This window comes from Amycolatopsis pretoriensis, from assembly GCF_900107925.1.
Classification (GTDB): domain Bacteria; phylum Actinomycetota; class Actinomycetes; order Mycobacteriales; family Pseudonocardiaceae; genus Amycolatopsis; species Amycolatopsis pretoriensis.
On record NZ_FNUJ01000002.1, the window covers coordinates 353,625 to 377,785 of the forward strand.

General features: G+C 72.4%; 29 protein-coding genes. 16 read left to right on the plus strand and 13 right to left on the minus strand.

The features are described from left to right. Nucleotides 1–90: 90 nt before the first annotated feature. Together BLV96_RS08580 and BLV96_RS08585 are read right to left on the minus strand one after the other, a co-directional pair. Complete coding sequence (locus BLV96_RS08580; RefSeq protein WP_086681389.1) at nucleotides 91–516, minus strand: pyridoxamine 5'-phosphate oxidase family protein; 426 nt, start codon at nucleotides 514–516, stop codon at nucleotides 91–93. A 35-nt stretch (nucleotides 517–551) separates the two neighbouring features. Then, nucleotides 552–1,499, minus strand: a complete 948-nt coding sequence (locus BLV96_RS08585) for a substrate-binding domain-containing protein (protein WP_244180103.1) — start codon at nucleotides 1,497–1,499, stop codon at nucleotides 552–554. A gap of 81 nt (nucleotides 1,500–1,580) precedes the next feature. Between BLV96_RS08585 and BLV96_RS08590 the strand changes: the two genes are divergently transcribed. After that, the gene (locus BLV96_RS08590) at nucleotides 1,581–2,435 is read left to right on the plus strand and encodes a LysR family transcriptional regulator (RefSeq protein ID WP_086681387.1); all 855 of its coding nucleotides are present in this window, start codon (nucleotides 1,581–1,583) and stop codon (nucleotides 2,433–2,435) included. A gap of 561 nt (nucleotides 2,436–2,996) precedes the next feature. Here the strand turns inward: BLV96_RS08590 and BLV96_RS08595 are convergent. After that, on the minus strand, nucleotides 2,997–4,025 hold the full coding sequence (locus tag BLV96_RS08595; protein ID WP_086681384.1) for an ion channel: 1,029 nt from the start codon (nucleotides 4,023–4,025) through the stop codon (nucleotides 2,997–2,999). Between the two features lie 185 nt (nucleotides 4,026–4,210). Here BLV96_RS08595 and BLV96_RS08600 point away from each other — a divergent pair, with 185 nt between their 5' ends. The 6 genes from BLV96_RS08600 to BLV96_RS08625 all read left to right on the plus strand — a co-directional run bounded on the left by BLV96_RS08600 (nucleotide 4,211) and on the right by BLV96_RS08625 (nucleotide 9,064). Continuing rightward, on the plus strand, nucleotides 4,211–6,223 hold the full coding sequence (locus tag BLV96_RS08600) for an MGH1-like glycoside hydrolase domain-containing protein (RefSeq protein ID WP_086681381.1): 2,013 nt from the start codon (nucleotides 4,211–4,213) through the stop codon (nucleotides 6,221–6,223). A gap of 147 nt (nucleotides 6,224–6,370) precedes the next feature. Then, complete coding sequence (locus tag BLV96_RS08605) at nucleotides 6,371–6,682, plus strand: hypothetical protein (RefSeq protein WP_244180104.1); 312 nt, start codon at nucleotides 6,371–6,373, stop codon at nucleotides 6,680–6,682. Nucleotides 6,683–6,710: 28 nt separating this feature from the next. Further along, the gene (locus BLV96_RS08610) at nucleotides 6,711–7,184 is read left to right on the plus strand and encodes a hypothetical protein (RefSeq protein WP_086673682.1); all 474 of its coding nucleotides are present in this window, start codon (nucleotides 6,711–6,713) and stop codon (nucleotides 7,182–7,184) included. Beyond that, entirely contained in the window at nucleotides 7,181–7,498 is a 318-nt protein-coding gene (locus BLV96_RS08615; RefSeq protein WP_086673680.1) for a hypothetical protein, read from the plus strand. The genes BLV96_RS08610 and BLV96_RS08615 overlap by 4 nt, the downstream gene beginning before the upstream one ends. 28 nt (nucleotides 7,499–7,526) lie before the next feature. Beyond that, on the plus strand, nucleotides 7,527–8,336 hold the full coding sequence (locus BLV96_RS08620) for a nucleotidyltransferase family protein (RefSeq protein WP_086673678.1): 810 nt from the start codon (nucleotides 7,527–7,529) through the stop codon (nucleotides 8,334–8,336). Then, nucleotides 8,333–9,064, plus strand: coding sequence for a metallophosphoesterase family protein (locus BLV96_RS08625; RefSeq protein ID WP_086673676.1), 732 nt, complete (start codon nucleotides 8,333–8,335; stop codon nucleotides 9,062–9,064). The genes BLV96_RS08620 and BLV96_RS08625 overlap by 4 nt, the downstream gene beginning before the upstream one ends. A 28-nt stretch (nucleotides 9,065–9,092) precedes the next feature. On the opposite strand, the gene BLV96_RS08630 is transcribed toward BLV96_RS08625, so the two are convergent. Together BLV96_RS08630 and BLV96_RS08635 are read right to left on the minus strand one after the other, a co-directional pair. Further along, nucleotides 9,093–9,497: a ChaB family protein gene (locus BLV96_RS08630; RefSeq protein ID WP_086673674.1), complete on the minus strand. Its 405-nt coding sequence runs from the start codon at nucleotides 9,495–9,497 to the stop codon at nucleotides 9,093–9,095. A 10-nt stretch (nucleotides 9,498–9,507) separates the two neighbouring features. Further along, nucleotides 9,508–10,161 (minus strand): TetR/AcrR family transcriptional regulator, encoded by a 654-nt coding sequence (locus tag BLV96_RS08635; RefSeq protein ID WP_086673672.1) that lies wholly within the window; start codon nucleotides 10,159–10,161, stop codon nucleotides 9,508–9,510. A 114-nt stretch (nucleotides 10,162–10,275) separates the two neighbouring features. On the opposite strand from BLV96_RS08635, the gene BLV96_RS08640 reads away from it, so the two are divergent. Further along, nucleotides 10,276–10,863 carry an SRPBCC family protein gene (locus BLV96_RS08640; protein ID WP_086673670.1) on the plus strand — a complete coding sequence of 196 codons (588 nt, stop codon included), beginning with the start codon at nucleotides 10,276–10,278 and terminating at the stop codon, nucleotides 10,861–10,863. A gap of 21 nt (nucleotides 10,864–10,884) precedes the next feature. Further along, a complete protein-coding gene (locus tag BLV96_RS08645) occupies nucleotides 10,885–11,214 on the plus strand; it encodes a hypothetical protein (protein ID WP_086673668.1) in 330 nt (109 codons plus the stop codon). Here the strand turns inward: BLV96_RS08645 and BLV96_RS08650 are convergent. Next, nucleotides 11,204–11,500 (minus strand): DUF1540 domain-containing protein, encoded by a 297-nt coding sequence (locus tag BLV96_RS08650; protein ID WP_086673666.1) that lies wholly within the window; start codon nucleotides 11,498–11,500, stop codon nucleotides 11,204–11,206. The two genes, BLV96_RS08645 and BLV96_RS08650, sit on opposite strands and share 11 nt — an antisense overlap. Before the next feature lie 133 nt (nucleotides 11,501–11,633). After that, nucleotides 11,634–12,473, minus strand: a complete 840-nt coding sequence (locus BLV96_RS08655; protein WP_167379566.1) for an LLM class F420-dependent oxidoreductase — start codon at nucleotides 12,471–12,473, stop codon at nucleotides 11,634–11,636. Between the two features lie 121 nt (nucleotides 12,474–12,594). Between BLV96_RS08655 and BLV96_RS08660 the strand changes: the two genes are divergently transcribed. Continuing rightward, on the plus strand, nucleotides 12,595–13,116 hold the full coding sequence (locus tag BLV96_RS08660; protein ID WP_086673664.1) for a hypothetical protein: 522 nt from the start codon (nucleotides 12,595–12,597) through the stop codon (nucleotides 13,114–13,116). On the opposite strand, the gene BLV96_RS08665 is transcribed toward BLV96_RS08660, so the two are convergent. After that, nucleotides 13,113–13,385 carry a hypothetical protein gene (locus tag BLV96_RS08665; protein WP_086673662.1) on the minus strand — a complete coding sequence of 91 codons (273 nt, stop codon included), beginning with the start codon at nucleotides 13,383–13,385 and terminating at the stop codon, nucleotides 13,113–13,115. The genes BLV96_RS08660 and BLV96_RS08665 overlap by 4 nt on opposite strands. Before the next feature lie 44 nt (nucleotides 13,386–13,429). Here BLV96_RS08665 and BLV96_RS08670 point away from each other — a divergent pair, with 44 nt between their 5' ends. The 3 genes from BLV96_RS08670 to BLV96_RS08680 all read left to right on the plus strand — a co-directional run bounded on the left by BLV96_RS08670 (nucleotide 13,430) and on the right by BLV96_RS08680 (nucleotide 15,825). Beyond that, nucleotides 13,430–14,161: a MerR family transcriptional regulator gene (locus BLV96_RS08670; protein ID WP_244180106.1), complete on the plus strand. Its 732-nt coding sequence runs from the start codon at nucleotides 13,430–13,432 to the stop codon at nucleotides 14,159–14,161. A gap of 334 nt (nucleotides 14,162–14,495) precedes the next feature. Continuing rightward, nucleotides 14,496–15,257: a choice-of-anchor P family protein gene (locus tag BLV96_RS08675; RefSeq protein WP_086673659.1), complete on the plus strand. Its 762-nt coding sequence runs from the start codon at nucleotides 14,496–14,498 to the stop codon at nucleotides 15,255–15,257. Between the two features lie 4 nt (nucleotides 15,258–15,261). After that, nucleotides 15,262–15,825 carry a class F sortase gene (locus tag BLV96_RS08680; RefSeq protein ID WP_086673658.1) on the plus strand — a complete coding sequence of 188 codons (564 nt, stop codon included), beginning with the start codon at nucleotides 15,262–15,264 and terminating at the stop codon, nucleotides 15,823–15,825. On the opposite strand, the gene BLV96_RS08685 is transcribed toward BLV96_RS08680, so the two are convergent. From BLV96_RS08685 to BLV96_RS08695, 3 genes are read right to left on the minus strand one after another with little or no spacing between them, the layout of a single operon-like run. Continuing rightward, the gene (locus BLV96_RS08685; RefSeq protein WP_086673656.1) at nucleotides 15,822–16,568 is read right to left on the minus strand and encodes a succinate dehydrogenase/fumarate reductase iron-sulfur subunit; all 747 of its coding nucleotides are present in this window, start codon (nucleotides 16,566–16,568) and stop codon (nucleotides 15,822–15,824) included. The genes BLV96_RS08680 and BLV96_RS08685 overlap by 4 nt on opposite strands. Beyond that, on the minus strand, nucleotides 16,565–18,496 hold the full coding sequence (locus BLV96_RS08690) for a fumarate reductase/succinate dehydrogenase flavoprotein subunit (RefSeq protein ID WP_086673654.1): 1,932 nt from the start codon (nucleotides 18,494–18,496) through the stop codon (nucleotides 16,565–16,567). The genes BLV96_RS08685 and BLV96_RS08690 overlap by 4 nt, the downstream gene beginning before the upstream one ends. Continuing rightward, entirely contained in the window at nucleotides 18,496–19,194 is a 699-nt protein-coding gene (locus BLV96_RS08695; RefSeq protein ID WP_086673652.1) for a succinate dehydrogenase cytochrome b subunit, read from the minus strand. The genes BLV96_RS08690 and BLV96_RS08695 overlap by 1 nt, the downstream gene beginning before the upstream one ends. 82 nt (nucleotides 19,195–19,276) lie before the next feature. Between BLV96_RS08695 and BLV96_RS08700 the strand changes: the two genes are divergently transcribed. The 3 genes from BLV96_RS08700 to BLV96_RS08710 are packed head-to-tail and all read left to right on the plus strand — an operon-like array spanning nucleotide 19,277 to nucleotide 22,309. Next, nucleotides 19,277–20,215: a LysR family transcriptional regulator gene (locus BLV96_RS08700; RefSeq protein ID WP_086673650.1), complete on the plus strand. Its 939-nt coding sequence runs from the start codon at nucleotides 19,277–19,279 to the stop codon at nucleotides 20,213–20,215. Between the two features lie 23 nt (nucleotides 20,216–20,238). Continuing rightward, complete coding sequence (locus BLV96_RS08705) at nucleotides 20,239–21,804, plus strand: amidase (protein ID WP_091388951.1); 1,566 nt, start codon at nucleotides 20,239–20,241, stop codon at nucleotides 21,802–21,804. A gap of 31 nt (nucleotides 21,805–21,835) precedes the next feature. Beyond that, nucleotides 21,836–22,309 (plus strand): MarR family winged helix-turn-helix transcriptional regulator, encoded by a 474-nt coding sequence (locus BLV96_RS08710; RefSeq protein WP_086684105.1) that lies wholly within the window; start codon nucleotides 21,836–21,838, stop codon nucleotides 22,307–22,309. Nucleotides 22,310–22,357: 48 nt separating this feature from the next. Here the strand turns inward: BLV96_RS08710 and BLV96_RS08715 are convergent, their stop codons facing one another. Both BLV96_RS08715 and BLV96_RS08720 read right to left on the minus strand, forming a co-directional pair. After that, nucleotides 22,358–23,494, minus strand: a complete 1,137-nt coding sequence (locus BLV96_RS08715) for an alpha/beta hydrolase family protein (RefSeq protein WP_244180107.1) — start codon at nucleotides 23,492–23,494, stop codon at nucleotides 22,358–22,360. A 34-nt stretch (nucleotides 23,495–23,528) separates the two neighbouring features. Continuing rightward, nucleotides 23,529–24,113 (minus strand): helix-turn-helix domain-containing protein, encoded by a 585-nt coding sequence (locus BLV96_RS08720; protein ID WP_086684102.1) that lies wholly within the window; start codon nucleotides 24,111–24,113, stop codon nucleotides 23,529–23,531. Nucleotides 24,114–24,161 lie beyond the last annotated feature (48 nt).

Below are 24,161 nucleotides of genomic sequence, written 5' to 3' on the forward strand. Positions count from 1 at the left end.
GACCCGGACTGCGAAGCCTGCCAGTCAGCTTGGCGTCCCCGGTGCGGGCGGTTCCGCACCGGGGACCGGCGGTCAGTCCACAGTGGACGCTCAGACCGTGCCCATGTCCAGCGACAGCCAGTGCTCCGGCCGCAGGAACACCACGATGTGCTCGCCGACCTGGTTCCGCTCGAACTCCAGGTACTCGTCCACCTTCTCCGCCGGCAAGTACCGGCTTGCCATCTCCCGGGCCCGCGCGGGACTGTCCGGCTCGGTCCGCGGCACCGTTCCCTCCACCGACACGTACCGAACCGTCGGCGTGCTGCGCTGCGCCAGCAGGCTGAACCGCCCCGCCTCCTCGATCGCCTTCATCTTCCGCGACCGCGGCGAGGTCCGGATCCACAGCTCGCCGCCCGGGGTGTACTGGTACCACAGCGGTACCGTCAGCGGGGCCCGGTCCGGACGCTCCACCACCGACAACGCCCCGATGTGGGGCTCGGCCAAAAACTTCTCGCGCTCTTCCGCCGAAAGTGCCATATCGGGGAAGCTACCCGGCACCACCGACAGCAAACTCACGTCTCCGGCAGCGCGAAGACCTCTTCCACCGAATACCGACGTGGGGACAGGCCTTGTTCGTGGTGGTACCGCAAGTACGTCTCCAAAACGACACGATTGGCTGAAATCCCGTACGGCCACCACTCCGCGCCGAACTGGGCCTCGTTGCGCTCGACCAGTGCGTTCACCCACGGCACCATCGTCGGCACCTGGTAGAGCCGGCGGTCGCGCCGGTAGCGGTCCGCGGCCGACGCCGCCGCCGCCGAGAACAGCCGGTAGACCTCGTCCGCGCGGTCCAGCAGCTCGCGGCGGATCACCACCGCGTGCATGATCGGGAAGATCCCCGTGCGCCGGTGGTAGTCCCGCTCGATCGGCTCGAAATCGGGGAAGAGGCGGACCACGTCCGGGGCGCCGTCCAGCACGCACTGCGGGACGTTCGCCGAGAACAAGGCATCGATCTCGCCCGTGGCCAGCAGGTCGCCGAGTGCCCGGCCGGACGCCGTCACCGGCACGCCGGCCGGGTGCGGGTGCGGGATGAACCCGAACGGCGCCGCCGGCCGGTCCAGCCCGCCGACCACCCACCGGTTGCGCGCGGGCTCGAAACCGTGCTCGTCCATCAGGATCCCCTTGGCCCACACGCCGGAGTCCTGCCCGTACGTGCCGAACTCGCCGATCGTCCGGTCCACGAGATCGGCCGGCCTGGTGATCCCGGAGCGCCGGTTGACGAAGACGCACGAGTGCCGGAACACGCGGTTGGGGAAGATCGGCAGCGCGACGTAAGGCAGGCCGGACTCCAGCAGCCGCAAGTAGAACGTCAGCCCGAGTTCGGCGACGTCGAACTCGTGGCCGCGGATCGTCCGTTCGAAGATCTCCGGCAGCGTGTCCGCCGTTTTCACCGTGACGTCGCTCCGGTCGAAGAGCGGCTGTGTCGTGTCGTACCGGTAGCACCCGATCGTGAGAGTCATACCGGCGATCGTTCGCCGGCGGCACCCCGCGCGTCCAAGTCCGGCTCGGACCACTCGATACCGCACGGGTATCGTGTCGCGGTGGACCTGCGTGCGCTCCGGTACTTCGTGGCGGTCGCCGACGAGCGACACGTCGGCCGGGCCGCGAACCGGCTGCACATGACGCAGCCGCCGCTCAGCCGGGCGATCCGGCAGCTGGAGGACGAGCTCGGCGCCGCCTTGTTCGAGCGCACCCCCAAGGGCGTCACCCTCACGCCCGCCGGCGCGGCGCTCTACAGCGACGCCGACGCGCTCCTGAAGCAGGCCGACCGGATCCGCGGCCGGGTCACCGCGGCGGCGGGTGCGGCGAGCCTGACCGTCGGCACCCTGGCCGACGCGGCCGAGCACGTCGGCACCCGGCTCGTCCCACTGTTCCGGGAACGCCACCCGCACGTCGACGTCCGCGTCCACGAGGCCGGCCTCGGCGATCCGACGGCGGGCCTGCGCACCGGCCTCGTCGACGTCGCGCTGACGCGAACCCCCTTCGACACCACGGGAATCGGCACGCACGTGCTGCGCTCGGTACCGGTCGGGGTGGTGGTGCGCGACGACGACCCGCTCGCCCGCCGCCCCTCGGTGCCGGCCCGCGACCTGACGGGCCGCCGGTGGGTCCGGCTGCCCGACGGGACCGATCCACTGTGGACGGCCTATTGGACCGGCGGCGCCCCCGGCGACGGGGCACCGGTGCTGCGGACCGTCCAGGAGTGCCTGCAGGCGGTGCTGTGGAACGGAACCGCGGCGCTCGCCCCGGTCGACCAGCCGCTGCCGGCGGGCCTGGTCGTCGTGCCGCTGGCGGACCGGCCGCCGAGCGACCTCGTGGTGGCGTGGCCGAAGACCGCCCGCGGCCCGCTGGTCCGCGGCTTCGTCCAGGTGGCCGCGAGCGGCTACCGGGAGTGATCGCCGGGATCAAGGCTCAAGTCACGGCAGCCGGCGCCGTTCAGCGGTAAGGGGCCCCACCCGGCGCCTGTCGCGCCCGGGGCGCCTGCCCACGCGGTGCCTGCGCCCGGGGTACCTGCGCCCGGGGTGCCTGTCCCCGTGGCGCCTGAGCCCGCGGCGCCTGAGCCCGCGCGACCTGCGTCCGAACCGCCGGTGGTGGCCCCGCTCGCCGCACCGGGGGCCTGGCTGCCGCCGGGCGTGAGGCTCGGTCCTCCGCCGGCTGCGCCGGGGCCCGGGACGGCCGGTTCGCCCACGAGTCGAACAGCACGATCAAGCCGGCGAACACCGCGCAGCCCAACCCCAGTGCCACGTTGACCAGCGAGCCGATGATGCCGGCCACCAGCAGCACCGGCAGCACCGCCATCAGGCAGTACGGGTCGATCCTGCCGAACTTCGGGCGGGACGGCCCCTCCCGGGGACTCACCGCGCGACCTCCGCTTTCCCTCGCGCCATGGTCGCAGTATGCAACCCCGAGCCCCTCGCGGCCACCGTCCGCCCGCAAAAACCGGACAAAGCGGCCGATCACGCAGGATCGCGCAGCGCGTTCTCGACCTCCGAGCCCGTCAACCGGCGGGGGCCGACGTAGTACAGCACCGCCCCGGCCGCCAGCTCCGCGTCCCACGCCGGGTTCACCACCAGGCCTTCACCCGTGCGCGCTGCCAGCACCGTCGCGCCGTACGCGCGTCCCAGCGCCACGTGGCAGCGGGACGCCGGCAGGCGGCCGAGGGACTCCGGGAGCGTCACCGAGAACGTGTCCGCTCCCCCGGCCGTCATCAGCTCCGCGTACACCTCCGCGATCCCCGGGGACGTCAGCTCCTCCGTCACCATCCGCGGCGTGTGCCACTGGACGCAGCGGATCCGCGGGTTCACGTACCGCACCAGCTCGGCCCGCTCGAGGTCACGCAGCGTGACGACCACGTGCGCCGCCGGGCTCGCGTGGTCCACCGTCACCGCGACCGCCAGCGCGTCGTTGTCGTCGGCGACGTCGACCAGGACCGCCGCCGCGCGGACGAGTCCGGCGCGCGCCAGGACGTCCGCGGCCGTGGGGTCGCCGCGGACGAACTCCACCGGCTCCCCCGGCATCGGGTGCACCGGCACCTCCGCGCAGAGGACCAGCCCGCTCACGCCGTCGGCCACCAGCTGGGCCACGATCCGCTCGGTCCGCCCCGCCGCGTACCCGATCAGCACCGTGTGCCCGCTCCGCCGCACCGCCTCCGTCCCCTGCATCCGCCGTCCCTTCACCTGCTCCAGCAGCGCCGCGAGCCTCGTGAACACCGTCGTCAGCGTGGCGAGCCCGCCGGCGATGACGTAGGCGCCCACGACGTGCCCGGCGGCGGTCCCGGGCGAGTAGTCGCCGTACCCGACCGTGGTCGTCGTGACGACGAAGTACCACCAGTAGTTGCCGGGCCGGACCAGCTCGCTGCCGGCCGGCTCGGCCAGCGCCATCAGCGGCCAGCTCGTCGCGAACACGACCACCACGACCGCGGCCGGCAGGATCCAGCCGCGCGGGAGGACCCAGCGTGCGAACAGCCGCGAGAGGAAGAACGACACCGGTCCTCCTCACCGAAAGCGATCACGCGTTCCGACACCTGATCACACGGTGCTACCAGGCACAACGGCGGTTACCGGACCGTGACGGCCCGACAAGAACGGACAGATTCCCGCGACGGGCGGGGAAAAACCCGCATTCCGTGGTGGACTGTCAGCGGTCCCCCGGCGCCGGAAGAGGTACGCGCATGAGGAAACGGGTCCGTTCGGCACTCTTCGCGACGGTGGTCGCGTGCGGCTTGATCGCCACCCCGGCGGCCGCCGCCGCGGGGCCGCCGGGCATCGAGTTCGCGAACCCCGCCAGCCAGGCCCTGTTCGGCACCGCTTACCAGGAGGCGCTGGACAACCTGCTGCGCACCAACACCATCGGCTACGACTCCAAGTACGACAAGAGCGGCCTGCTCGACCCGGCCACCGGTATCGTCCGCGCGGGCGGTGGCTACAACCAGCCGTGGACGCGCGACGCGTCGATCAACAGCTGGAACGCGACGAGCCTGCTCTCCCCCGGGCTCGCCCGGAACACGCTGTGGGCGGTCGTCGACAAGGACGCCGGCGGCGCTTTGCGGGTGCAGCAGGACGACCAGCAGTGGGACCAGGTCGTCTGGGCGACGGCCGCGTGGCACCACTACCTCGTCACCGGCGACACGGCGTTCCTCGGCGACGCCTACCGCACGACGGCGAACACGCTGAACATCCGCGAACACGCCACCACGGCCGGGTTCAACGCGAAGTACGGGCTGTTCACCGGCGCGTCGTTCTTCAACGACGGCATCGCCGGCTACCCGGCGCCGCCCGCCGACGCGACCGAGTCGGTCAGCACCGGCAGCATGCCGTGGCCGGGTGTCGCGAGCGGGATGTTCTTGAGCACCAACGAGGTCTACTACGCCGCCTACGTCAACGCCGCGAACATGGCGGAGAAGCTGGGCCGGCCGGGCGCGGAGGTCGCCGGCTACCGGAGCAAGGCGAACGCGCTGAAAGCCGCGATCAACGACCACTTCTGGAACGCGAAGACCGGCCTGTACGACTACCAGCTCCTCGCCGACGGCACTCGCGGCGCCTACCAGGAAGGCACCGGGCTCGCGTTCGCCCTGCTCTTCGGCGTCGCGAACCCGGCGCAGGCCCGGTCGATCGTCGCCCACGCCCGGGAAATGACGTGGGGCATGCCCGATACGTTCCCGAACTGGGCCCGGTATTCGGACGCGCAGCCGGGCCGCCACAACGCGATCGTCTGGCCGCTGGTCCAGGGCTTGTGGGCGAAAGCCCTGGCGGGGCAGGGAAACCAGAGCGCGTTCGCCTCGGAGGTGGCGCGCCTGGCGAAGCTGGCGGGCGGCAACAGCGGGTACTGGGAGATCTACAACGGCACCACCGGCGTCGTCGACGGCGGCTATCAGCGGCTCGGCGACACCGTGAAGTTCCACTGGGGCTCCGAACCCGACCAGACCTGGTCGGCCACCGCGTTCCTCGACATGATCCACACCGGCCTGTTCGGGCTGACGTTCACCGACCGCGGCCTGGTGTTCACCCCCGACCTCCCGGCGGGCTGGGGTGACGTCACCCTCCGGAACCTCCACTACCGCGACTCCACCCTGACGATCGCGCTGCGCGGCGCGGGCACCAGGGTCGGCTCGTTCACGATCGACGGCCGGCCCGCACCCGGCAACGTCGTCCCGGCCACGCTGACCGGCGACCACACCGTCGCGGTCACCCTCACCGGCGCGGCCGCGGGCGATCGCGACGGCGACGGTGTGTCCGACGCGGCCGACCGCTGCGCCGACACCGCGGGCACCGTCGGCGGGTGCCCGGCCCCGAGCCACCTCGAGGCCGAGGACGCGCTCAACACCGGCGGGGTGAAGACGAACGTGAACCACTCCGGCTACTCCGGCCGGGCGTTCCTCGACGGGCTGTGGGCTCAGGGCGCGGCTTCGTCGTTCACGCTGCACCGCGCGTCGGGCGACCCGGCGACGACCGCGCTCACCGTGCGCTACGCCAACGCCAACAGCGACACCCGCACGATGACGCTGTCCGTCGACGAGCAGCGGCTGCGGCAGGTGAGCTTCCCGAAGGTGTCCGACAGCTGGGACGCCTGGGGCACGGTGACCTTCGCCGACGTCCCGGTCAGCGGCCGGGACCCGGTGGTCACGCTGTCCTACGCGGCCGGCGACACCGGCTCGATCAACCTCGACTGGCTGGCCGCCGGCTGAGGCGTCACCCGAACCGGTGAACTCCCGGCCCGGCCGTCACAGCCGGGCCGGAGAGCCCCTCTCGTTGTTCGTCGCGGTGGCCGGGCGGCACGCCCCCCGACCGGCCGGCCACCGCGCACACCTCCCCCGGCGCCGCATACTGGAGCGGTGAGCGAACCGATCCCGCTGTTCCCCGTCGCGCGCGTCGATCCCGCGCGGTTCGCGGCCGCGCAGCACCGCCTCTTCACCGGGATGCGGCTGCGGATCGGCCGGTCCGGCATCGCGCACCGCGTCGCGTGGGTGCCGTGGCTCGACGACCTGACCCTGCCCTCGCCCGCCTGCCACCAGGGGTGGTCCGGGCTCGGCGCGGCGGGTGAGATCACGCCGACCGACCAGCCGGTGACCTGCCGCAAGTGCCTGCGCCTCGGCGGCGAACCGGACGACCCCGCCCAGCACCCGCTGTTCGCGCTGCCTGGTTAGTCCGGGGCCGGCCGGGTACCTGGCCGGGATGACGGAGAACCGAGACGCCGGCGCGTCGGTCCGGCAGTTCACCGCCGAGCTCGTCGGCGCGGCGATGGACGGGGACTACGAGGACGTGGCCGACGCGTTGGGCCTGCTCGCCCGCGCCGGCTCGAACCGGATCTCGGGCGAGATCGTCGCGGAGCTGGCCGGCCGCTGCGCGTCGGTGGTCCGCGCCCGCCAGCCGGCCGACCCCGGGGCGGTCTTCACCGTGGCCGTGACCGACGAGCGGGCGAGGCCGGTCGAGGTGGACCGGCTGCCGCCGGGGCCGCTGGCCGCCCTGCGCGCGCTGCTGGCGGACCTCGGCGGGGATGCCGAGAGCCGCGACATCCAGCTGGAGCTGGCCGCCCGGGGCGAGCCGGACGACGTCATCGGGGTCGTGATCCACCAGCTCGTGTGGCTGGTGGAACTGTCCGGCAGCTCGGCGCCCACGTTGCCGCCGCTGAGTTGTTTCGCCCAGTGAGCACGATCGAGGTCACCGGCCCGGCCGACGGGACGGCGACGGTCCGCGCCCAGGGTGCCCCGGAGGCGGCGGACCTCGCGGCAGCCCTGGCCGGCGCGACCACGGGGGCGTCGACGGTGCTGCTGGATTTGACGGGGGTGGACCACTTCACGACGGAAGCGGTCGCGGTGCTCATCCCGCAACTGAAGGGGGCGGGCTGCCGGGTGATCGTCGCGGCGTCGGCAGCCGTGGAAGGGAAGTTCACGCGCCTCGGCTTGGGCGGCCTCGTCGCGCCGTCGACGGAGTTCCGCACGAGGGCCGACCGCTCGGATTGAGCCGCCGCGCAGCGGGTAATCGTGGCCCATGGGACCGGATGCCCTTCTCCAGAGCCTGACGCGCGTGGTGACCGCCCTGGACGGGACCGGGATCCGCTTCGCCGTCGCCGGTGGGCTGGCCGTTTACGCCCGTGGTGGACCGCCGTCGGACCACGATGTCGATCTCTTCCTCAAGCCCGGCGACACCGAACGCGCGGCCGAGGTGCTCACCGCCGCCGGGCTGCGGCGGGCGCACCCGCCCGAGGACTGGCTCACCAAGGTCTACGACGGCGATGTCCTCGTCGACCTCATCCACCGGCCCAACCACCGGCCGGTGACCGACGAACTGCTCGACCGGGCCGCGCTCATGCGGGTCGGCCCGACCGCCGCGCCCGTGCTGTCCGGTACCGATCTGCTCGTGGACAAGCTGCTCGTGCTCGATCCGCACCGCTGCGACTTCGAGCCGCTGCTGCGGATCGCGCGCGATCTGCGCGAGCAGGTGAACTGGGCCGACGTCGCCGTCCAGGTGTCGGCTTCGCCGTACGCGCGGGCCTTCCTGGGCCTGCTCGGCGACCTGTCCGTGATCGATCCGAAGGAGGCTCTCGTGCCCGAACCGCCGCAGTACCTCGTCGCCCGCCTGAGCCGGGCGCTCGCCGAAGACGCCCGCACCGCCGAACTCGGCGTGCACGTGACCGTGCGCGGCGAGCACGTGCACCTGACCGGGGAGGTCACCTGCCCGGCCCGGAAGGCGGAGGTGGACGCCGTCGTCGCCGAGTACCTGACCGGGGAACTGGTGCACAACGACGTCCGGGTCGCCGACGTCCGGGAACCGTCGAGCGCGGAGGAGATCAGCCGATGAGGATCGCCGCCGTCGGGGACGTGCACCTCGGAGAGGATTCGCGGGGCCTGCTGCGCCCCGCGCTGGACCACCTGGCCGGCACCGCGGACGTCCTGCTGCTGGCCGGCGACCTGACCCGGCACGGCACCTGCGCCGAAGCCCGCGTGGTGGCCGACGAGCTCACCGGGCTGGGCGTGCCGGTCGCCGCGGTGCTCGGCAACCACGACCACCACAGCGACGAGGCCGACGGGATCACGGACCTGCTGGGCGAGGCCGGCGTGACGATGCTGGAGGGCACCGCCGCACGGTTCGACCTGCCGGACGGCTCCCTGGGCGTCGCCGGCGTGAAGGGCTTCGGCGGCGGGTTCGCGGGCAAGTGCGCCAGCCGCTTCGGCGAGCGTGAGATGAAGGCGTTCGTCGAGACGACGATCGCGTCGGCGGATTCGCTGCGGACGGCGCTGGCGTCGCTGGAGACGGACGTGGTCGTGGCGTTGACGCACTACGCGCCGATTCCCGGGACGCTGCACGGGGAACCGCCGGAGATCCACCCGTTCCTGGGGTCGTACCTGCTGTGCGAGCCGATCGACGAGGCCGGCGCCGACCTGGCCCTGCACGGGCACGCCCACTTCGGGTGCGAGCAAGGGGTGACGCCGGGTGGCGTGCGGGTGCGGAACGTGGCCCAGCCGGTGATCCGGAAGGCTTACGCGTTGTATGAGCTGAAGCCCGCGAAGCAGCCGGCTCGCCGCTGAGCGGCCGCCGGGTGCCCGCGGCCCGGCTTCACTTTCCCCGGCGGGCCCGGTCCGTGCGTCGCCGGTTCTCCTTCTCCAGCGCCGCGACCAAGTCCTCTTTGGACATCCGCGAGCGCCCGGGGATGCCGAGCTGCTTGGCCCGTTCGTACAGGTGCTGCCGGCTCGCCGTCGCGTTGACGCCGCCGCGCGTCGGCTTGGCCGGTTGCCCCGCGCCGCGGGCCGCCTGCTCGTCCGACGGACCTCGTTCGGGCTTCGGCTCCCAATGGTCGCCGACCTTCTCGAACGAATGCTTCAGCGCCGAGTACGCCGTCTGCTGGGCGCGGCGGCCGGGGCCGTAGGTGCGCAGCGCCGAATCGTGCGCCGCCACCCACGTGTCCTGCGCCTTGCGCGGCGATCGCAGCAACGTGCTGGGCAGGTCTTCGCGTCCGGGCATGCCGGCTCGGCTACCCCCGCCCGTCCGGCGTCAAACCGGCGATCTCCTCGTCGATCAGCGGATCGGGGTCGAACAGCATCCCCGCGAAGTGCCCGGCCAGCTCCAGCGAAAGCACACCGTGCAGGCGCGTCCAGAACGACAGCGCCCGGTGCAGCACCGCCGGCGGCGCGGGATGGCCGCCCGCCCACGCCCGGTGGTCGTCGAGGTGGGCGTCGAACGGCGTCGCCGATCCGCCTTCGCCCAACGCACCGCACGCTTCGATGAGCACCGACATCACCTCGAACGAGATCGCGGTCGTGTCGTCGGGGGCGTGGTAGCCGGGGACGGGCGTGCCGTAGATGAGGAAGTAGCGCTGGGGGTCGCCGCGGGCCCAGTCCCGGATGACGTGCGCCAGCCCGGCGAGGTCCGCGCCGTCGTCGTAGGCCGCCCGGACCGTGTCGGCGATGCTCCGGTAGGCGTCCCGGATGAGCGCGGTGATCAGCTCGTCCCGGCTCGCGAAGTACCGGTAGAGCGCCGGGCCGCTCATGCCCAGCTGCTTGGCGATCGCGTTCAGCGACAACGCCGGCACGCCCGCCGCCGCGATCTGCTCCCACGCGTGCTGCTTGATCTCGGCGCGCACCTGCGCCCGGTACCGCTCGCGCGAAGTCGGTCCTGCATCCGTCATGGCGGCTCCTTCCTGGCGCGTTAGAGGCTATCACTTTTCTTATTGACACTAAGCACGCTGTAGTTATAGCATCTAACTACAGCAAGAGCCACTAACAATCCGAGGAGAAACGCCATGCTCAACGCCTTGTTCGCCGTCCCGCTGGCCGCCGCGGCCCTTTTCGTCGCCGCGCCGGCGGAAGCGGTCACCGCGAGTCCGCTGACCTGCCGCGGTCAGGGCATCGACCCCGCCGCGCAGCTGCACTACGGCGCCGAAACGTTCGTCAAGGCGCCGCTGGACACCGTCTGGAAGGTGCAGACGCGGATCGAGGGGTGGCCGGCCTGGCAGTCCGCGGTCACCAGCGCGAAGCGGCTGGATCCGGGCCCCCTGCACCCCGCCGCGCGGTTCCGCTGGACGACGCCCGTGCCGGCGACGCCGTCCTCCCCCGCCACCACGCTCGTCATCACGTCGACGGTCCACCAGGTCCAGCGCGACCACTGCGTCCGCTGGAGCGGCCCCGCGATCGGCGAGGGCCTGCGCATCGACCGGGGCGTCCACGTCTGGACGTTCACGCCGGCCCGGGGCGGCGTCGTCGTCCGCACCGAAGAGAGCTGGACGGGCGCGCAGATCGAAGCCGACCCCGCGACGGCCGTCAAGTACCTCGCGCCGGGCCTCGACCGCTGGCTGGCCGACCTCAAGACCGCCGCCGAAGCCGCTTGCTGAAGCGCTGAAAAGGAGAAGACGATGACCGCACCCACTCGCGGCGTTCTCGTGGCCGCCTGGGCGTTCCCCGTCATGGTGCTCGGCCAGTTCGCGTTGCTCGCCGGCATCCCGGCCGCGATCGTGCTCGCGCGCACCCTGCGTTCGCCGGCGGCGCGCTGGTGGAGCGCGCTGATGACGACGGCCTACGTCGTCCCGCTGTCGGTCTGGCTGCTCGGGCCGGCCACGGCGCCGAGCCTGTCGAAATCCCTGAGCCCGGTGGCGACCGGCATCGTCGCCGCGGCCGGGGCCGCGGCGGCCGCCGGGCTGCACTTCGCCCGGCGGCGCGCCACGGCGGCGCCCGCTACTTCGTGAAGGTCAGGCAGTTGGCGGAGTGACCGCCCTCGCCCGGGCCGACGCGCACGCTCGACGCCGTGCACTCCAGCGAGGAGTTGTGCCGGCAGTCGGCCCGGGAGCAGGCGCCGACCTGGGCCACGACGCGGTCGAGGCCGCCCTTGGTGTTCAGCGGGACGAACGTGCCGCAGTCGGCGGACCCGTTGTCCCCGCCGACGGTGATCGCGAAGGCGTGACAGCCGTCGTGGTTGTAGGAACAGCCGCTGACGGTGCACTCGTGCACGGCGGGCATTTCGGTGGTGGTCATGCGCGACTCCCGGATTCCGTGGTGGGAAACAGTTCGGATTCCCGACGCTCCCACCGGGTCCGGGGTCGCGCAATTCGCGGTAACCGGCCGGGTGACCGGCTCCGCACGCCCGGGTGAAGCCGCCCCGGCCGCGTCAGCGCAACGGCTCGAGCGCCTTCGCCAGCGGCTCCAGCACGGCCGGGGTGTGCGGCGGCGGCAGGTACACGATCGCGAGGTCGAGACCGGCTTCGCCGAGCGCCTCGGCTTCGGCGGCGACCTTGGCGTAGTCGCCGTCCGGGCCCAGCCGGACGTGCGAGGACAGCATGATCTCGGCCGGGTCGCGGCCGATGTCCGCGCAGTGGCGGTGCAGGACGTCGCGCTTGTGGGCGAACTCCTCGGGCGTGCCGCCGACGAAGTTCCAGTGCTGGGCGTACTTCGCGGCGGTGCGCAGGGTGCGCTTCTCGCCGCTGCCGCCGATGCAGATCGGCGGGTGCGGTGTCTGCACCGCCTTCGGCTCGCAGCGGGCGTCGGTGAGCTGGTAGTGCTCGCCCTGGAAGGTCGTCGTCTCCTGGGTCAGCAGGCCGATGAGCACTTCGCACGCTTCCTCGAAGCGGTCGCTGCGCTCCTTGACCGGGCCGAGCCGCATGCCGTACGCGCCGGATTCCTCTTCGTTCCAGCCCGCGCCGATGCCGATCTCCAGCCGGCCGCCGGAGACGATGTCGAGGGTCGCGGCCATGTTCGCGAGCAGCGCCGGGTGGCGGTAGTGGATCCCGCTGACCAGCGTGCCGACCCGGAGCCGCTTCGTGGCCTGCGCGAGCGCGGTGAGCGTGACCCAGCCTTCGAGGCACGGGCCGGTCGAGTCGGAGAAGATCGGGTAGAAGTGGTCGAACGTCCAGCCGGACTCGAACAGCTCGATCTCGTCGGCGGCCTGCCACACCGCGAGCATGTCCGCCCAGGCCGTGTCCTGGGGCGAGGTCTTGATGGCGAATCGCATGATCGTGATCGTAAACCCGGAGTTCCTCCAGGTGGGGCCCCGCACGCAGGTCGCTCGATCCGGTGAACCACCTCGTCGCGCCGTCGTCCCCGGGTACCCCGCCGGAAAGGAGGAGGAGACGATGCCCGACAACGAACTCCCGGGGTTCCTGATCATCGGCCTGATCTTCGTGGTGGCCGACGGCCAGGTCCTCTACCGCGGCGGCCGCCGCTACCTCAGCGGCCCGGACGGCGGCGAAGGCACCGGCTCGATGGCCTGGATGGTGGTGACGGTGTTCCACCTGGTCGCGTTCGGCGTGCTGGCGCTGCTGTCGGTGGTGGGCCCCGGCTGGTCGGGCACGACGGCGGCGCTGGTCGGCCGGCTGGGTGTGTTCCTCCTGCTGCTCGCGGTCGCCCACGCGCTGACGCTGGCGGTGCTGGGCCGCCGCCGGCAGGACGCCGTGGTCGAGACGCACTACCAGGAAAGCGATCGGCAGCCCGAGGTGTACATCCAACCGGCGACCGAGCGGCCTTCCGAGGCGTACGTCCAGCCGGTACCGGAGCCGGCGCTCGAGCAGACGACCGTCACCCCGGTCCCGGGGCAGAGCGGGCGGTCCCCGCGGGTGAGTCCGGACCTCGGCAACCACGGGCCCTACCGGGTTTAGGACTCCCCGGCGAGCAAGCGCGCCAGCTCGTCGCCGGCCGGCTCGTACCCCGCGTCGGACACCCGCTGCAGCTCCCGCAGGTCACGTGCTTCGACCGCGCGCCGGGTCAGCAGCCGGCCGGCGTGCGTGCTGCCCTCGTCGAGCAGTTCGCTCAGCTCGTCGACGTCGCCGCGGGCGTCGGCGAGGTCCGCCAGCCGGTCCAGGGCCTGTTCATTGCCTTCGTCGGCCAGGTCGCGCAGGGTCGCCGGGTCGAGCGTGAAGTCCGCCATGGCCGCATTCTGCGACGTTGCCCCTGGGGCGGGGTCAAGTGAAGATGGCTGCCGTGCTCACCATCGGCCAGCTCGCGCGGCACGTCGGCGTGTCCACCAAGACCGTCCGCGTCTACCACGGCAAGGGCCTGCTGCCCGAACCCGAGCGCGACGCTTCGGGCTACCGGCGCTACACCGCGTGGCACGCCGTCGAGCTGATCAAGATCCGGACCCTCGCCGAAGCCGGCGTCCCGCTCGCCCGGATCAAGACCCTCGCCGAGGCCTCGCCCGAAGAGTTCCGGCGGACGCTCGAGCAGGTCGAGCTCGACCTGACCACCCGGATCCGCCGGCTGCGGGAGACGCGGGACCGCCTGCGCCGCCTCGAAAGCCGGCACGACCTCCCGGCCGAGGTGACCGCGCACCTCGAAGCCCTGCCCCGCCTCGGCTTCACCGGGCGCTGGACCGCCATGGAGACCGATCTGTGGATCCTGGTGTTCGCCACCCGGCCGGACATCGCGCCCGCCCTCTTCCACGACCAGGCGGAGTCGCTCACCCGGCCCGAGCTGCTGAGCCTGTACCTGGAGTACGACCGCGCCCACGACCTGGACCCCGCCGATCCCGCGCTCGACGACCTGGCGGAGCGGATCGTGACCGCCACGCGGAACCGGTACGGGGACGGCGAGCTGCCCGGTCCGGACGCCGGCTCCGAGATCCCCGGGCTCATCCAGGGTGCGATCAACGCCGAGTCGCCGGCCTGGCGCCGGCTCGACCAGCTGATCCGGCGGCGGCTGGGCTGAAACGGCCGTGGTGGTCACATGACGCTGCGTGTTCAAGGCCGCCCGTCCAGGTAATCACTCTTCCGTGTGCGATCGGGTACTGAACCGCCTCGAATGCCGCAACGCGCACTACTCCCCGTCGGCCGATCGCGGAATTCGCCGCCGCCGCGTGACCGCTTCGAGTTGCTCGCGCGGCCGGAGATCACTTTTCGCGTTCCGCCGGGATCGACGGCGCCGCAACGGATCCTTGCCCCGCGTAGCGATTTTGATAGCGTGGCCGGGCTTCCCTCGCCGCCGGGGCACGACCCCGCCGCGGCTTCTCCCCGTTTTCCGTTCCGGCGAAAGGACTTTCCCCATGCGCACGACCCTGCTCCGAGCCGGGAGCCTGGCCGGGGTGACCGTCGCCGTGCTCGCCGGCTCCACCGGTGTCGCCACCGCGGACGACACCGTCACCGGGTCCGCCTACGGCGCTTCGGCGACCGTCTCGCTGCTGCCCGGGGTGCTCACCGACAGCAAGGGCGGCACCGTCGAAACCGGTCAGCTGGCCCGGTCGGGCAGCGACGGGCCGGCCGAGGCGAGCGTCGCCGACGTGCCGCTCAAGGGGCTCGTCACCGCCAAGGCCATCAGCAGTTCCGTCGTCGACGGTGCCGGTTCCGTGGCCGCCAAGGCGAGCGTCGCGGAAGTGACGCTGCCGCTGCTCGCCGCGGCTGCCGGGCGGGTGCCGTCGATCCGGCTGATCAGCGCCCGCTGCGGGTCCGCCGACGGGCACGTCACCGGCAGCAGCGACCTCGCCGGCGTCAACCTCGGCCGGCTCGGCACGCTCCCGGCCGCGACGTCGCCGAACCAGAAGCTCGGCATCCCCGGCGTCGCCGAAGTGACCGTCAACGAGCAGCTCCAGCGCTACGACGGCGCCCTCGAAGTGACGGCGCTGCACATCAAGCTGCTCGGCGGCAAGACCACCGGCGCCCTCGGCAGCGGCGACGTCAAGCTCGCGTCCGTCACCTGCGGCCCGTCGAAGGAACGCGCGCCCGAGGCGCCGCCGCGCGGGCCGGGCCAGGTCGTCGTCATCCCCGCCGGTGCGCCGCAGACCGGCGACGGCAGCCTGGCCGAGGGCTGAGCCGATGCTGCGTCGCGCACTCCTGATCGCCGTCTCCGCGGTGCTGCTCGCCGGCTGCGGCGCGACGGCGACCCCGGCCGCCGCCCCACCTCCCGCGCCGGCCGCCGCGAACCTGACCCGGTCCCTGCCCACCGCGCTCGACGTCCCCGCGATCGACGCGAAGTCGACGCTGGTGTCACTCGGGCTGAACGCCGACCGCACGGTCGAGGTCCCGCCGGTCGACCAGCCGCTGCAGGCCGGCTGGTACGAGTACGGCCCGACGCCCGGCGAGGTCGGGCCGGCGGTGATCCTCGGCCACATCGACGGCGACCACCGCAAGGGGATCTTCTGGCGGCTGCACGAGCTGAAGCCCGGCGACCCGGTGCACGTCGACCGCGCCGACGGCGGACAGCTGACCTTCGAGGTCACGAAGGTCGACCAGATCGCGAAGAAGGAGTTCCCGACCGAAGCCGTGTACGGCAACACGACCGACCCCGAGCTGCGGCTGATCACCTGCGGCGGCAAGTACGACGCGGCGAACCGGAACTACCTCGACAACGTCATCGTGTACGCCAAGCTGAAGCGCTAGCGGCGGCCCGAGCGGCTCGCCTTGCGGAACTCCCGGTTCAGCCCGGCGATGCTCGCGAAGGGAATCCCCTTCGGGCAGGCTGCGACGCACTCACCGGTGTTGGTGCAGCCGCCGAAGCCCTCGGCGTCCATCGTGTCGACCATGTCGAGCACCCGCTGCGCCCGCTCGGGTTGTCCCTGCGGGAGCAGCGAAAGGTGCGTCACCTTCGCGGCGGTGAACAGCGTCGCCGAGCCGTTCGGGCACGCCGCCACGCAGGCGCCGCAGCCGATGCACGTCGCGTTGTCGAACGCCAGGTCCGCGTCCGGCTTCGGGACGGGGGTCGCGTGGGCGTCCGGGGCGCTGCCGGTCGGGGCGCTGACGTAACCGCCGGCCTGGACGATCCGGTCCAGCGCCGAGCGGTCGACGACCAGGTCCTTGATCACCGGGAAACCCTTGGCGCGCCACGGTTCCACGTCGATGACCTCGCCGTCGCGGAACGAACGCAGGTGCAGCTGGCACGACGTCGTGCGCTCCGGCCCGTGCGCCCGGCCGTTGATCACGACGCCGCAGGAGCCGCAGATGCCTTCGCGGCAGTCGTGGTCGAAGGCGACCGGTTCCTCGCCGTTCTCGATGAGCTCCTGGTTGAGGACGTCCAGCAGTTCGAGGAAGGACATGTCGGGGCTGACGTCCTCGACCGGGTAGGACACCAGCCTGCCCTCGGTCGCCGGGCCGGCCTGCCGCCAGATGCGGACGGTGAGGTTCACGTGTAGCTCCGCTGGGTGGGGTGGACGTGCTCGAAGGTGAGGTCCTCGCGGTGCAGCACGGGCAGGCCGTCCGGCCCGCCGTACTCCCACGCGGCGACGTGCGAGAACCGCTCGTCGTCGCGCCGGGCCTCGCCTTCGGGGGTTTGGTGTTCTTCGCGGAAGTGGCCGCCGCAGGACTCTTCCCGGGCGAGCGCGTCGACCAGCAGCAATTCGGCCAGTTCCAGGAAGTCCGCGACCCGGTTGGCCTTTTCGAGCTCCTGGTTGAGCTCCGCCGCGTTGCCGGGGATGCGGACGTCTCGCCAGAACTCCGCGCGCAGCTCGGGCACGCGGTCCAGGGCCTTGCGCAAGCCCTCTCGGCTGCGGGACATGCCGCAGTGGTCCCACATCAGCAGGCCCAGCTCGCGGTGGAACGAGTCGACCGACCGCGTGCCCTGGACCGCCAGCAGTCGCGTGATCCGGTCGCGCACCTCGGTTTCGACCTGTGCGACCGCGTCCGGTGAGACGTCGCCGAAGCGGTTTCCGCCGAGGTAGTCGGTCAAGGTGGCCGGGAGCACGAAGTAGCCGTCGGCGAGGCCCTGCATCAACGCCGACGCGCCGAGCCGGTTGGCGCCGTGGTCGGAGAAGTTGGCCTCGCCGATGACGAACAGCCCGGGGATCGTGCTCTGCAGGTCGTAGTCGACCCACAGTCCGCCCATCGTGTAGTGGATGGCCGGGTAGATCCGCATCGGCACCCGGTACGGGTCCTCCGCCGTGATGCGCTGGTACATGTCGAAGAGGTTGCCGTAGCGGGCCTCGATCGCCGGGCGGCCCATGCGCTCGATCGCGTCGGCGAAGTCGAGGTAGACGCCCAGCCCGCCGGGGCCGACGCCGAGCCCGGCGTCGCAGACGTTCTTCGCCGCCCGCGACGCGATGTCGCGCGGGACCAGGTTGCCGAAGCTCGGGTACAGCCGTTCGAGGTAGTAGTCGCGCTCGTCTTCGGGGATCTCCGCCGGCGGCCGCGTGTCGCCCTTCCGCTTCGGCACCCAGATCCGGCCGTCGTTGCGCAGCGACTCGCTCATCAGCGTCAGCTTCGACTGGTGCTCCCCCGACCGCGGGATGCACGTCGGGTGGATCTGGGTGAAGCACGGGTTCGCGAAGTAGGCACCGCGCTTGTGCGCCCGCCAGATCGCGGTCGCGTTCGAGCCCTTCGCGTTGGTGGACAGGTAGAAGACGTTGCCGTAGCCGCCGGTCGCGAGGACGACGGCGTCGGCCAGGTGCGTCTCGATCTCGCCGGTGACCAGGTCGCGGGCGACGATGCCGCGGGCCCGGCCGTCGACGACGACCAGGTCGAGCATCTCCGTGCGCGGGTGCAGCTCGACGTTCCCGGCGTCGATCTGCCGGGACAACGCCTGGTAGGCGCCGATCAGCAACTGCTGGCCGGTCTGGCCGCGCGCGTAGAACGTGCGCTGCACCTGCACCCCGCCGAACGAGCGCGTGTCGAGCAGGCCGCCGTACTCGCGGGCGAACGGCACGCCCTGCGCCACGGCCTGGTCGATGATCTGCGCCGACACCTGGGCCAGGCGGTACACATTGGACTCCCGGGACCGGAAGTCGCCACCCTTCACCGTGTCGTAGAACAGGCGGTACACGGAGTCGCCGTCGTTGCGGTAGTTCTTCGCCGCGTTGATCCCGCCCTGCGCGGCGACCGAGTGCGCCCGCCGGGGCGAGTCCTGGAAGCAGAACTGGACGACGTGGTAGCCCTGTTCGGCCAGGGTCGCCCCGGCCGAACCGCCGGCCAGCCCGGTGCCCACCACGATCACGCGGTGCTTGCGCCGGTTGGCCGGGTTCACCAGCTTGGCGGCGAACTTCCGTTCGTCCCAGCGCTTTTCCAGCGGGACGGCCGGGATCTTCGTATCGGCGATGGGGTCGCCGGTCAGGTAGTCGCCCATCAGTCCACCAGTCCCGTCATGATCGCGACCGGGACGAGCGCGTAGCCGCCCGCGATCACGACCGCCGTCGCGTTGCCGAGGAGCTTGATCGCCCGTTCCCGCCGCGCGCTGGTGACCCCCAGCGTGCGCGCGGCGCTGGCGAAGCCGTGCTGGATGTGCAGGCCGAGCATGGCCAGCGCGGCCAGGTAGATCAGGTTGACCCACCAGACCCGGAAGTCCGCCACGAGGTTGTGGTACGGGTCGCCCGGCACGAAGTCGCGGTTCACCGTGCCGACGGTGAAGTCGAGGATGTGCCAGACGACGAACAGCGCCAGCGTCGCCCCGCCCCAGCGCATCGTGCGCACGGCGAAGGTCGCGCGCACCGGCCGCCGGTGGACGTACGGGACCGGGCGGGCTTTCCGGTCGCGCCGCACCAGCTGGACCGCGGCGGTGACGTGCAGGACGAGCGCGACGAGCAGGACCACGCGCTGGATCCAGAGGAACCACGCGTAGGGCAGGACCGGCTCGCCGATCGTCCGCAGCCAGTGGGCGTAGTGGTTGAGGTCGTCGGCCCCGAGGAACGTCTTCAGGTTGCCGATCATGTGCGCGAAGACGAACGCGAGCAGCAGCGCGCCGGTCACCGCCATGACGATCTTCTTGCCGATCGTCGAGGCCCAGAACTGCCGGACGGGGCGCCGGGTCGCGAGGTCGTTCACCACCCGATCGACGGTAAGAGCGCGTCGACCAGAGGTCAAAGACATGATAACTCTACTCTCGATAGGCAACAGCTATGGTCGACGTATGCAGCTGCACCAGCTCGCCTACTTCGTCGCCGTCGCCGAGCACCGCCACTTCACCCGCGCGGCCGATCAGGTGCGGGTCGCGCAGCCCTCGTTGTCCCAGCAGATCCGCACGCTCGAACACGACCTCGGCGCGCCGCTGTTCCACCGGATCCGCGGCAACGTCTCCCTCACCGAAGCCGGCGAAGTGCTGCTGCCGATCGCGCGGCGGATCCTGGCCGACGCCGAAACCGCGCGGCTCGCGATCCGGGAGCTGGACGAGCTCGACCGCGGCCGCGTCCGGCTCGGCGCCCCGCCGAGCCTGTGCACGGGCCTGCTGCCCGCGATGCTGTCGGCGTTCCGCCGCCGCTACCCCGGCATCCAGCTGGAACTGCAGGAAAGCGGCTCACGCGACCTGCGTCAGCGGTTGTCCGAAGGCGCGCTGGACCTGGCCCTGCTGGCGGCCGCGCCGACCGACCCGCACCTGGCGGCGACCCCGTTGCTGCTGGAGGAACTGGTCGTCATCTCCCCCGCCGACGCGCCGCTGCGGAAGACCCGGCTCGACGTCCGCGAGCTGGCCGACGTCCCGCTGGTCATGTTCCGCCGCGGCTACGACGTCCGGGAGGCGACGGTCAACGCCTGCCGCGCGGCCGGGTTCGAGCCGTCGTTCGCGATCGAAGGCGGCGAGATGGACGCCGTGCTGGAGCTGGTGCGTGCCGGCGTGGGGTCCGCGGTCGTGCCGAGCACCGTGGCCGGCGACCGGTTCCGGATGACGCGGTTCGCGCCGGAAGCGGGCATGACCCGGATCGTGCAGCTGGCCCACCGCAAGGAAGTGGGGCCGACCCGGGCCGTCCGCGCGCTGCGCACCGCGCTCGTCGGGTTCGTGGCCGACCGGGCGAACCTCCCGCCCGGCATCGAGTCCCTTGTGGACGGACGCGGCGCCCGACCATCGGGGGGTTGACCGGCGGCCGGTTCCGGAGTGGCATGGACGCCGTGAATCGTCTGCGCTCGGCCGCCGTGCTCGCCGCCCTCGCCGGTTCCCTCCTGGTGCCGGCCACCGCCACCGCCGCCCCCGCGCTGGGGTTCGACCTCGACGCGGCCACCATCCCCGAACTCCAGCAGCGGATGGACCACGGCGGCCTCACCGCCGTGCGGCTGACCACCGCCTACCTCCACCGCATCGACACGCTCGACGGGAAGATCCACTCCGTGGTCGCCGTCGACCCGGGCGCGCTCCGGGCGGCCGCCGCCAGCGACGCCCGCCGCCGCGCGGGTCACCGCCTCGGGCAGCTGGACGGGATCCCCGTGCTGCTGAAGGACAACATCGACACGCGCGCGCAACCGGCGACCGCGGGGTCGCGGGCGTTGCCGCGCAGCCGTCCGGCCGCCGACGCGGCGCTGGTGGACCGGCTGCAGCGCGGGGGCGCGGTGATCCTGGGCAAGACGAACCTGTCGGAGTGGGCCAACTTCCGCTCGACGCATTCGACGTCGGGCTGGTCCGGGATCGGTGGGCAGACGAACAACCCGTACGTCCTCGACCGCAACCCGTGCGGCTCGTCGTCGGGCTCCGGCGCCGCCGTCGCGGCCACGCTGGCCCAGGTGGCGATCGGCACCGAGACCGACGGCTCGATCGTCTGCCCGGCGGGCGCGAACGACGTCGTCGGCGAGAAGCCGACGCTCGGGCTGGTCAGCCGGACCGGCGTCGTGCCGATCTCCGCGGAGCAGGACACCGCCGGGCCGATGGCGCGGCACGTCGTCGACGCCGCCGTCACGCTGTCGGTGCTGCAGGGGCGCGACCCGGCCGACCCCGCGACGGCGGCGATCCCGGCGGGGCAGCCGCGGGACTACGCGGCGTACCTGCGTCCGGACGCCCTGCGCGGGGCGCGGATCGGCGTCTGGCGGCTGGCCGGTCTGGACGCCGACGTCGACCGGGTGGTCGGGGACGCCGTGCGGACGTTGACGGCTCGGGGCGCGAAGGTCGTCGACGTCGATCTTCCTTATCAGGACCAGATCGGGGCGGCGGAGACGCCGGCGCTGCTGACGGAGTTCAAGCGCGACTTGAACTCCTACCTCAAGCACCGGCCCGGGCACCCCGCGACGCTCGACGAGCTGATCGCGTTCAACCGGCGGGACCCGGTGGAGCTGTCGAAGTTCGGTCAGGAGCTGTTCGAGCAGGCCGCGGCCGCGCCGGCGCCGAGCGATCCGACGTACCGGCAGCAGCGGGCGACGGCCACTTCGCTGGCGCGGCGGTCGATCGACGAGACGCTGTCCCGGCTGCACCTGGACGCGATCGTCGCGCCGACCAACAGCCCGGCGTGGAAGACGGACTACGCGGCGGGCGACGCGTTCGTCCTCGGTTCGTCCACCCCGGCGGCGGTCGCGGGCTACCCGAACGTGTCGGTTCCGGCCGGGTTCGCGGGCCCGCTGCCGATCGGGGTGTCGTTCTTCGCCGGCCGCTGGGCCGACGCGCGGGTACTGGCGTTCGCGGCGGCGTTCGAGCGGGCGGCCCCGGCGCGCCGGGCTCCCGCGTTCCTGCCCACCACTGGTTAAGGTGGGGGGCCGACGGTGAGGAGGGCAGCCGATGGTCACCCGCGCGGAACGGAACGCGACGGACCCGGACCTGGGTGTCCTTTCGGGACGGCTGCTGTTCGCGGTGCAGCGTGAACTGTTCGCGACGTTGGCGTCGCGGGGTTTCGACGACCTGAAGCACCGGCACGGCGCGGTGCTGGCGTACCTGGATCCGGACGGTGTGCGGGCGACGGAGCTGTCCCGGCTTTCGGGGCAGTACAAGCAGATCATCGGAACGTTGATCGACGAGCTGGCGGCGCTGGGGTACGTCGAGCGGCGGCCGGACCCGAGCGACCGGCGCGCGAAGCTGATCTGCCCGACGGAGAGAGGCATGGCCCAGATGCGCGCGGCGGACGCGATCATGGAGGACATCCAGCGCCGCCACGCGGACCGCCTGGGGCGCGAGGAATACGTGCGGTTCAAGGGGATGCTGGCGGACATCACGGACCACCAGCGCAGGCAAGCGGGCACACCCACCGAGGACTGACCCCCGGCTTCCGGGTCTGCCCGCACGAGCTCGGCAGGTCGCGCACGCTCAGTGCAGTCGGGGCGTGAGCCACTCGATCACTCGCTGCCAGCTTTCGTGCGTCGGGTCCATCACCTGGAAGTGGTCCGCGCCCGGCACTTCCACGTACTCCGCCTCCGCCACCCGCGAGGCGTACGTCCGGCTGAACGCCGGCGGCACCACGTCGTCCGCGTCGCCGTGCAACGCCAGCACCGGCACCCCCGCCCCGCCCATCTCACTCGGCGAAGCAGTCGCGTACCGGTCGGGCACTTCGCCGACATGCCCGCCCAGCAACAGGTTCACCACGCCCTCGCCGACCCCCTCCGCGACCGCCGGCCAGAACTCCGGGTACGCCGGCTCCGGCGCTGCGGCCGGCCGCGCCGCCTGCCCGTCGGCCAGCACCGTGCCGAACCGCGTCCGGTCGGCTTCCACCAGATCCAGGACCCCGGCCAGCGAAACCACCGCCACCGGCACCACCTTCGGGTCCGCCCCCACCGCACCCGCGGCCAACGCCGGCCGGTGCGCGGCCCAAGCCGCCAGCTGGCCCCCCGCCGAGTGGCCGATCACCGCGACCCGAGCCACGTCGAGAGCCGGATCCAGGTCCGCGACCACGTCGATCGCCGTCGCGACGTCCTCGAACGTCGACGGCCAGCCGCCGTCGTCGCCGAGGCGGCGGTAGTCCACGTTCCACACCGCGTAGCCGCGGGCGAGGAGTTCGTCGGCCAGCGGGGTGGCCGTGCGGCGGTCGAACATCGCCGTCCAGTAGCCGCCGTGCAGCAGCACCACCACCGGGAACGGCCCCTCGCCCGCCGGCCGGTACAGCTCCCCCACCTGCGCCGGGTGCGGGCCGTACGCGACCGTGCGCACCGGCCCCGGCGGATCGTCGTAACGGGCGCCGCGCCGCGAGCTCACCAGCGCGTCGATCGTGCCGAAGAACTCCGCGATCCGCGGGTCGTCGCCGCCCTTGGCCTTCGACTCGTCCCACGCCGTGTCGTCGATCCACTCGACGACGTCCAGCCACGTCCCGGCGTCCAGGCGCACCAGCTTCGCCGAGACGAACCCGCGCCGCCCCTCGCGGAACGCGGCCAGCATCCCCGGCCGGGCCGCGAGCATCGCCGAAGTCCGCTCGGGCCGGACGGTGAACGTGGTCAGCTCGATGACGGCCATGCGCTCCCCTTAAGTTGGTCCACATTTATGACTATCATGGTTCTGGACTACTTGTCACGCGGACGTGCGCCCGCTCGCCCTGCCGCCCGACGAGGCTGAGGAACTCGACCGGACCCGCGCTCGTGGCACCGAACCAGTGCGGCGTGCGCGTGTCGAACTCCGCCGCCTCCCCCGGCCGCAGGACCAGGTCGTGCTCGCCGAGCACCAGCCGCAGCGTCCCGTTCAGCACGTACACCCAGTCGTGCCCCTCGTGCGTGCGCGGCTCGGGCTCGGCCTCCCCGGCCGGCAGCACGAACTTGTACGCCTGGATCCCGCCCGGCCGCCGGGTCAGCGGGATGATCGTCGACCCGTCCCGGCAGGCCAGCGGCCGCAGGGTGACGCGCGGGTCGCCGGTCGGCGGCGCGTCGACCAGCTCGTCGAGCGTCACGCCGTAGGCCCGCGCGAGCGGCAGGAGCTGCTCCAGCGTCGGGCGGCGCAGGCCCGCCTCGAGCCGCGACAGCGTGCTCGCCGAAATCCCCGTCTGCTCGGCCAACGCGGTGAGCGTGGTTTCCCGCTGTTGCCGGAGGCGCTTCAGCCGCGGCCCGACGGCGTCGAGAGCCCGGTCGATCGAGTCGTCCATGCCGTCATTTTGCCAATCGGCAAGAAGCTTTGCCAATCCGACGTACGG

Bases quoted from the DNA above. Each gene is read 5' to 3' on its own strand.
- BLV96_RS08645 (WP_086673668.1), top strand. From the start codon at position 10,885: ATGACCGCACCCACTCGCGGCGTTCTCGTGGCCGCCTGGGCGTTCCCC.
- BLV96_RS08720 (WP_086684102.1), bottom strand. From the start codon at position 24,113: ATGGACGACTCGATCGACCGGGCTCTCGACGCCGTCGGGCCGCGGCTG.
- BLV96_RS08700 (WP_086673650.1), top strand. From the start codon at position 19,277: ATGCAGCTGCACCAGCTCGCCTACTTCGTCGCCGTCGCCGAGCACCGC.
- BLV96_RS08640 (WP_086673670.1), top strand. From the start codon at position 10,276: ATGCTCAACGCCTTGTTCGCCGTCCCGCTGGCCGCCGCGGCCCTTTTC.
- BLV96_RS08660 (WP_086673664.1), top strand. From the start codon at position 12,595: ATGCCCGACAACGAACTCCCGGGGTTCCTGATCATCGGCCTGATCTTC.
- BLV96_RS08675 (WP_086673659.1), top strand. From the start codon at position 14,496: ATGCGCACGACCCTGCTCCGAGCCGGGAGCCTGGCCGGGGTGACCGTC.
- BLV96_RS08705 (WP_091388951.1), top strand. From the start codon at position 20,239: ATGGACGCCGTGAATCGTCTGCGCTCGGCCGCCGTGCTCGCCGCCCTC.
- BLV96_RS08670 (WP_244180106.1), top strand. From the start codon at position 13,430: ATGGCTGCCGTGCTCACCATCGGCCAGCTCGCGCGGCACGTCGGCGTG.
- BLV96_RS08625 (WP_086673676.1), top strand. From the start codon at position 8,333: ATGAGGATCGCCGCCGTCGGGGACGTGCACCTCGGAGAGGATTCGCGG.
- BLV96_RS08630 (WP_086673674.1), bottom strand. From the start codon at position 9,497: ATGCCCGGACGCGAAGACCTGCCCAGCACGTTGCTGCGATCGCCGCGC.
- BLV96_RS08655 (WP_167379566.1), bottom strand. From the start codon at position 12,473: ATGCGATTCGCCATCAAGACCTCGCCCCAGGACACGGCCTGGGCGGAC.
- BLV96_RS08665 (WP_086673662.1), bottom strand. From the start codon at position 13,385: ATGGCGGACTTCACGCTCGACCCGGCGACCCTGCGCGACCTGGCCGAC.
- BLV96_RS08600 (WP_086681381.1), top strand. From the start codon at position 4,211: ATGAGGAAACGGGTCCGTTCGGCACTCTTCGCGACGGTGGTCGCGTGC.
- BLV96_RS08680 (WP_086673658.1), top strand. From the start codon at position 15,262: ATGCTGCGTCGCGCACTCCTGATCGCCGTCTCCGCGGTGCTGCTCGCC.
- BLV96_RS08650 (WP_086673666.1), bottom strand. From the start codon at position 11,500: ATGACCACCACCGAAATGCCCGCCGTGCACGAGTGCACCGTCAGCGGC.
- BLV96_RS08580 (WP_086681389.1), bottom strand. From the start codon at position 516: ATGGCACTTTCGGCGGAAGAGCGCGAGAAGTTTTTGGCCGAGCCCCAC.
- BLV96_RS08610 (WP_086673682.1), top strand. From the start codon at position 6,711: ATGACGGAGAACCGAGACGCCGGCGCGTCGGTCCGGCAGTTCACCGCC.
- BLV96_RS08620 (WP_086673678.1), top strand. From the start codon at position 7,527: ATGGGACCGGATGCCCTTCTCCAGAGCCTGACGCGCGTGGTGACCGCC.
- BLV96_RS08690 (WP_086673654.1), bottom strand. From the start codon at position 18,496: ATGGGCGACTACCTGACCGGCGACCCCATCGCCGATACGAAGATCCCG.
- BLV96_RS08710 (WP_086684105.1), top strand. From the start codon at position 21,836: ATGGTCACCCGCGCGGAACGGAACGCGACGGACCCGGACCTGGGTGTC.
- BLV96_RS08715 (WP_244180107.1), bottom strand. From the start codon at position 23,494: ATGGCCGTCATCGAGCTGACCACGTTCACCGTCCGGCCCGAGCGGACT.
- BLV96_RS08635 (WP_086673672.1), bottom strand. From the start codon at position 10,161: ATGACGGATGCAGGACCGACTTCGCGCGAGCGGTACCGGGCGCAGGTG.
- BLV96_RS08585 (WP_244180103.1), bottom strand. From the start codon at position 1,499: ATGACTCTCACGATCGGGTGCTACCGGTACGACACGACACAGCCGCTC.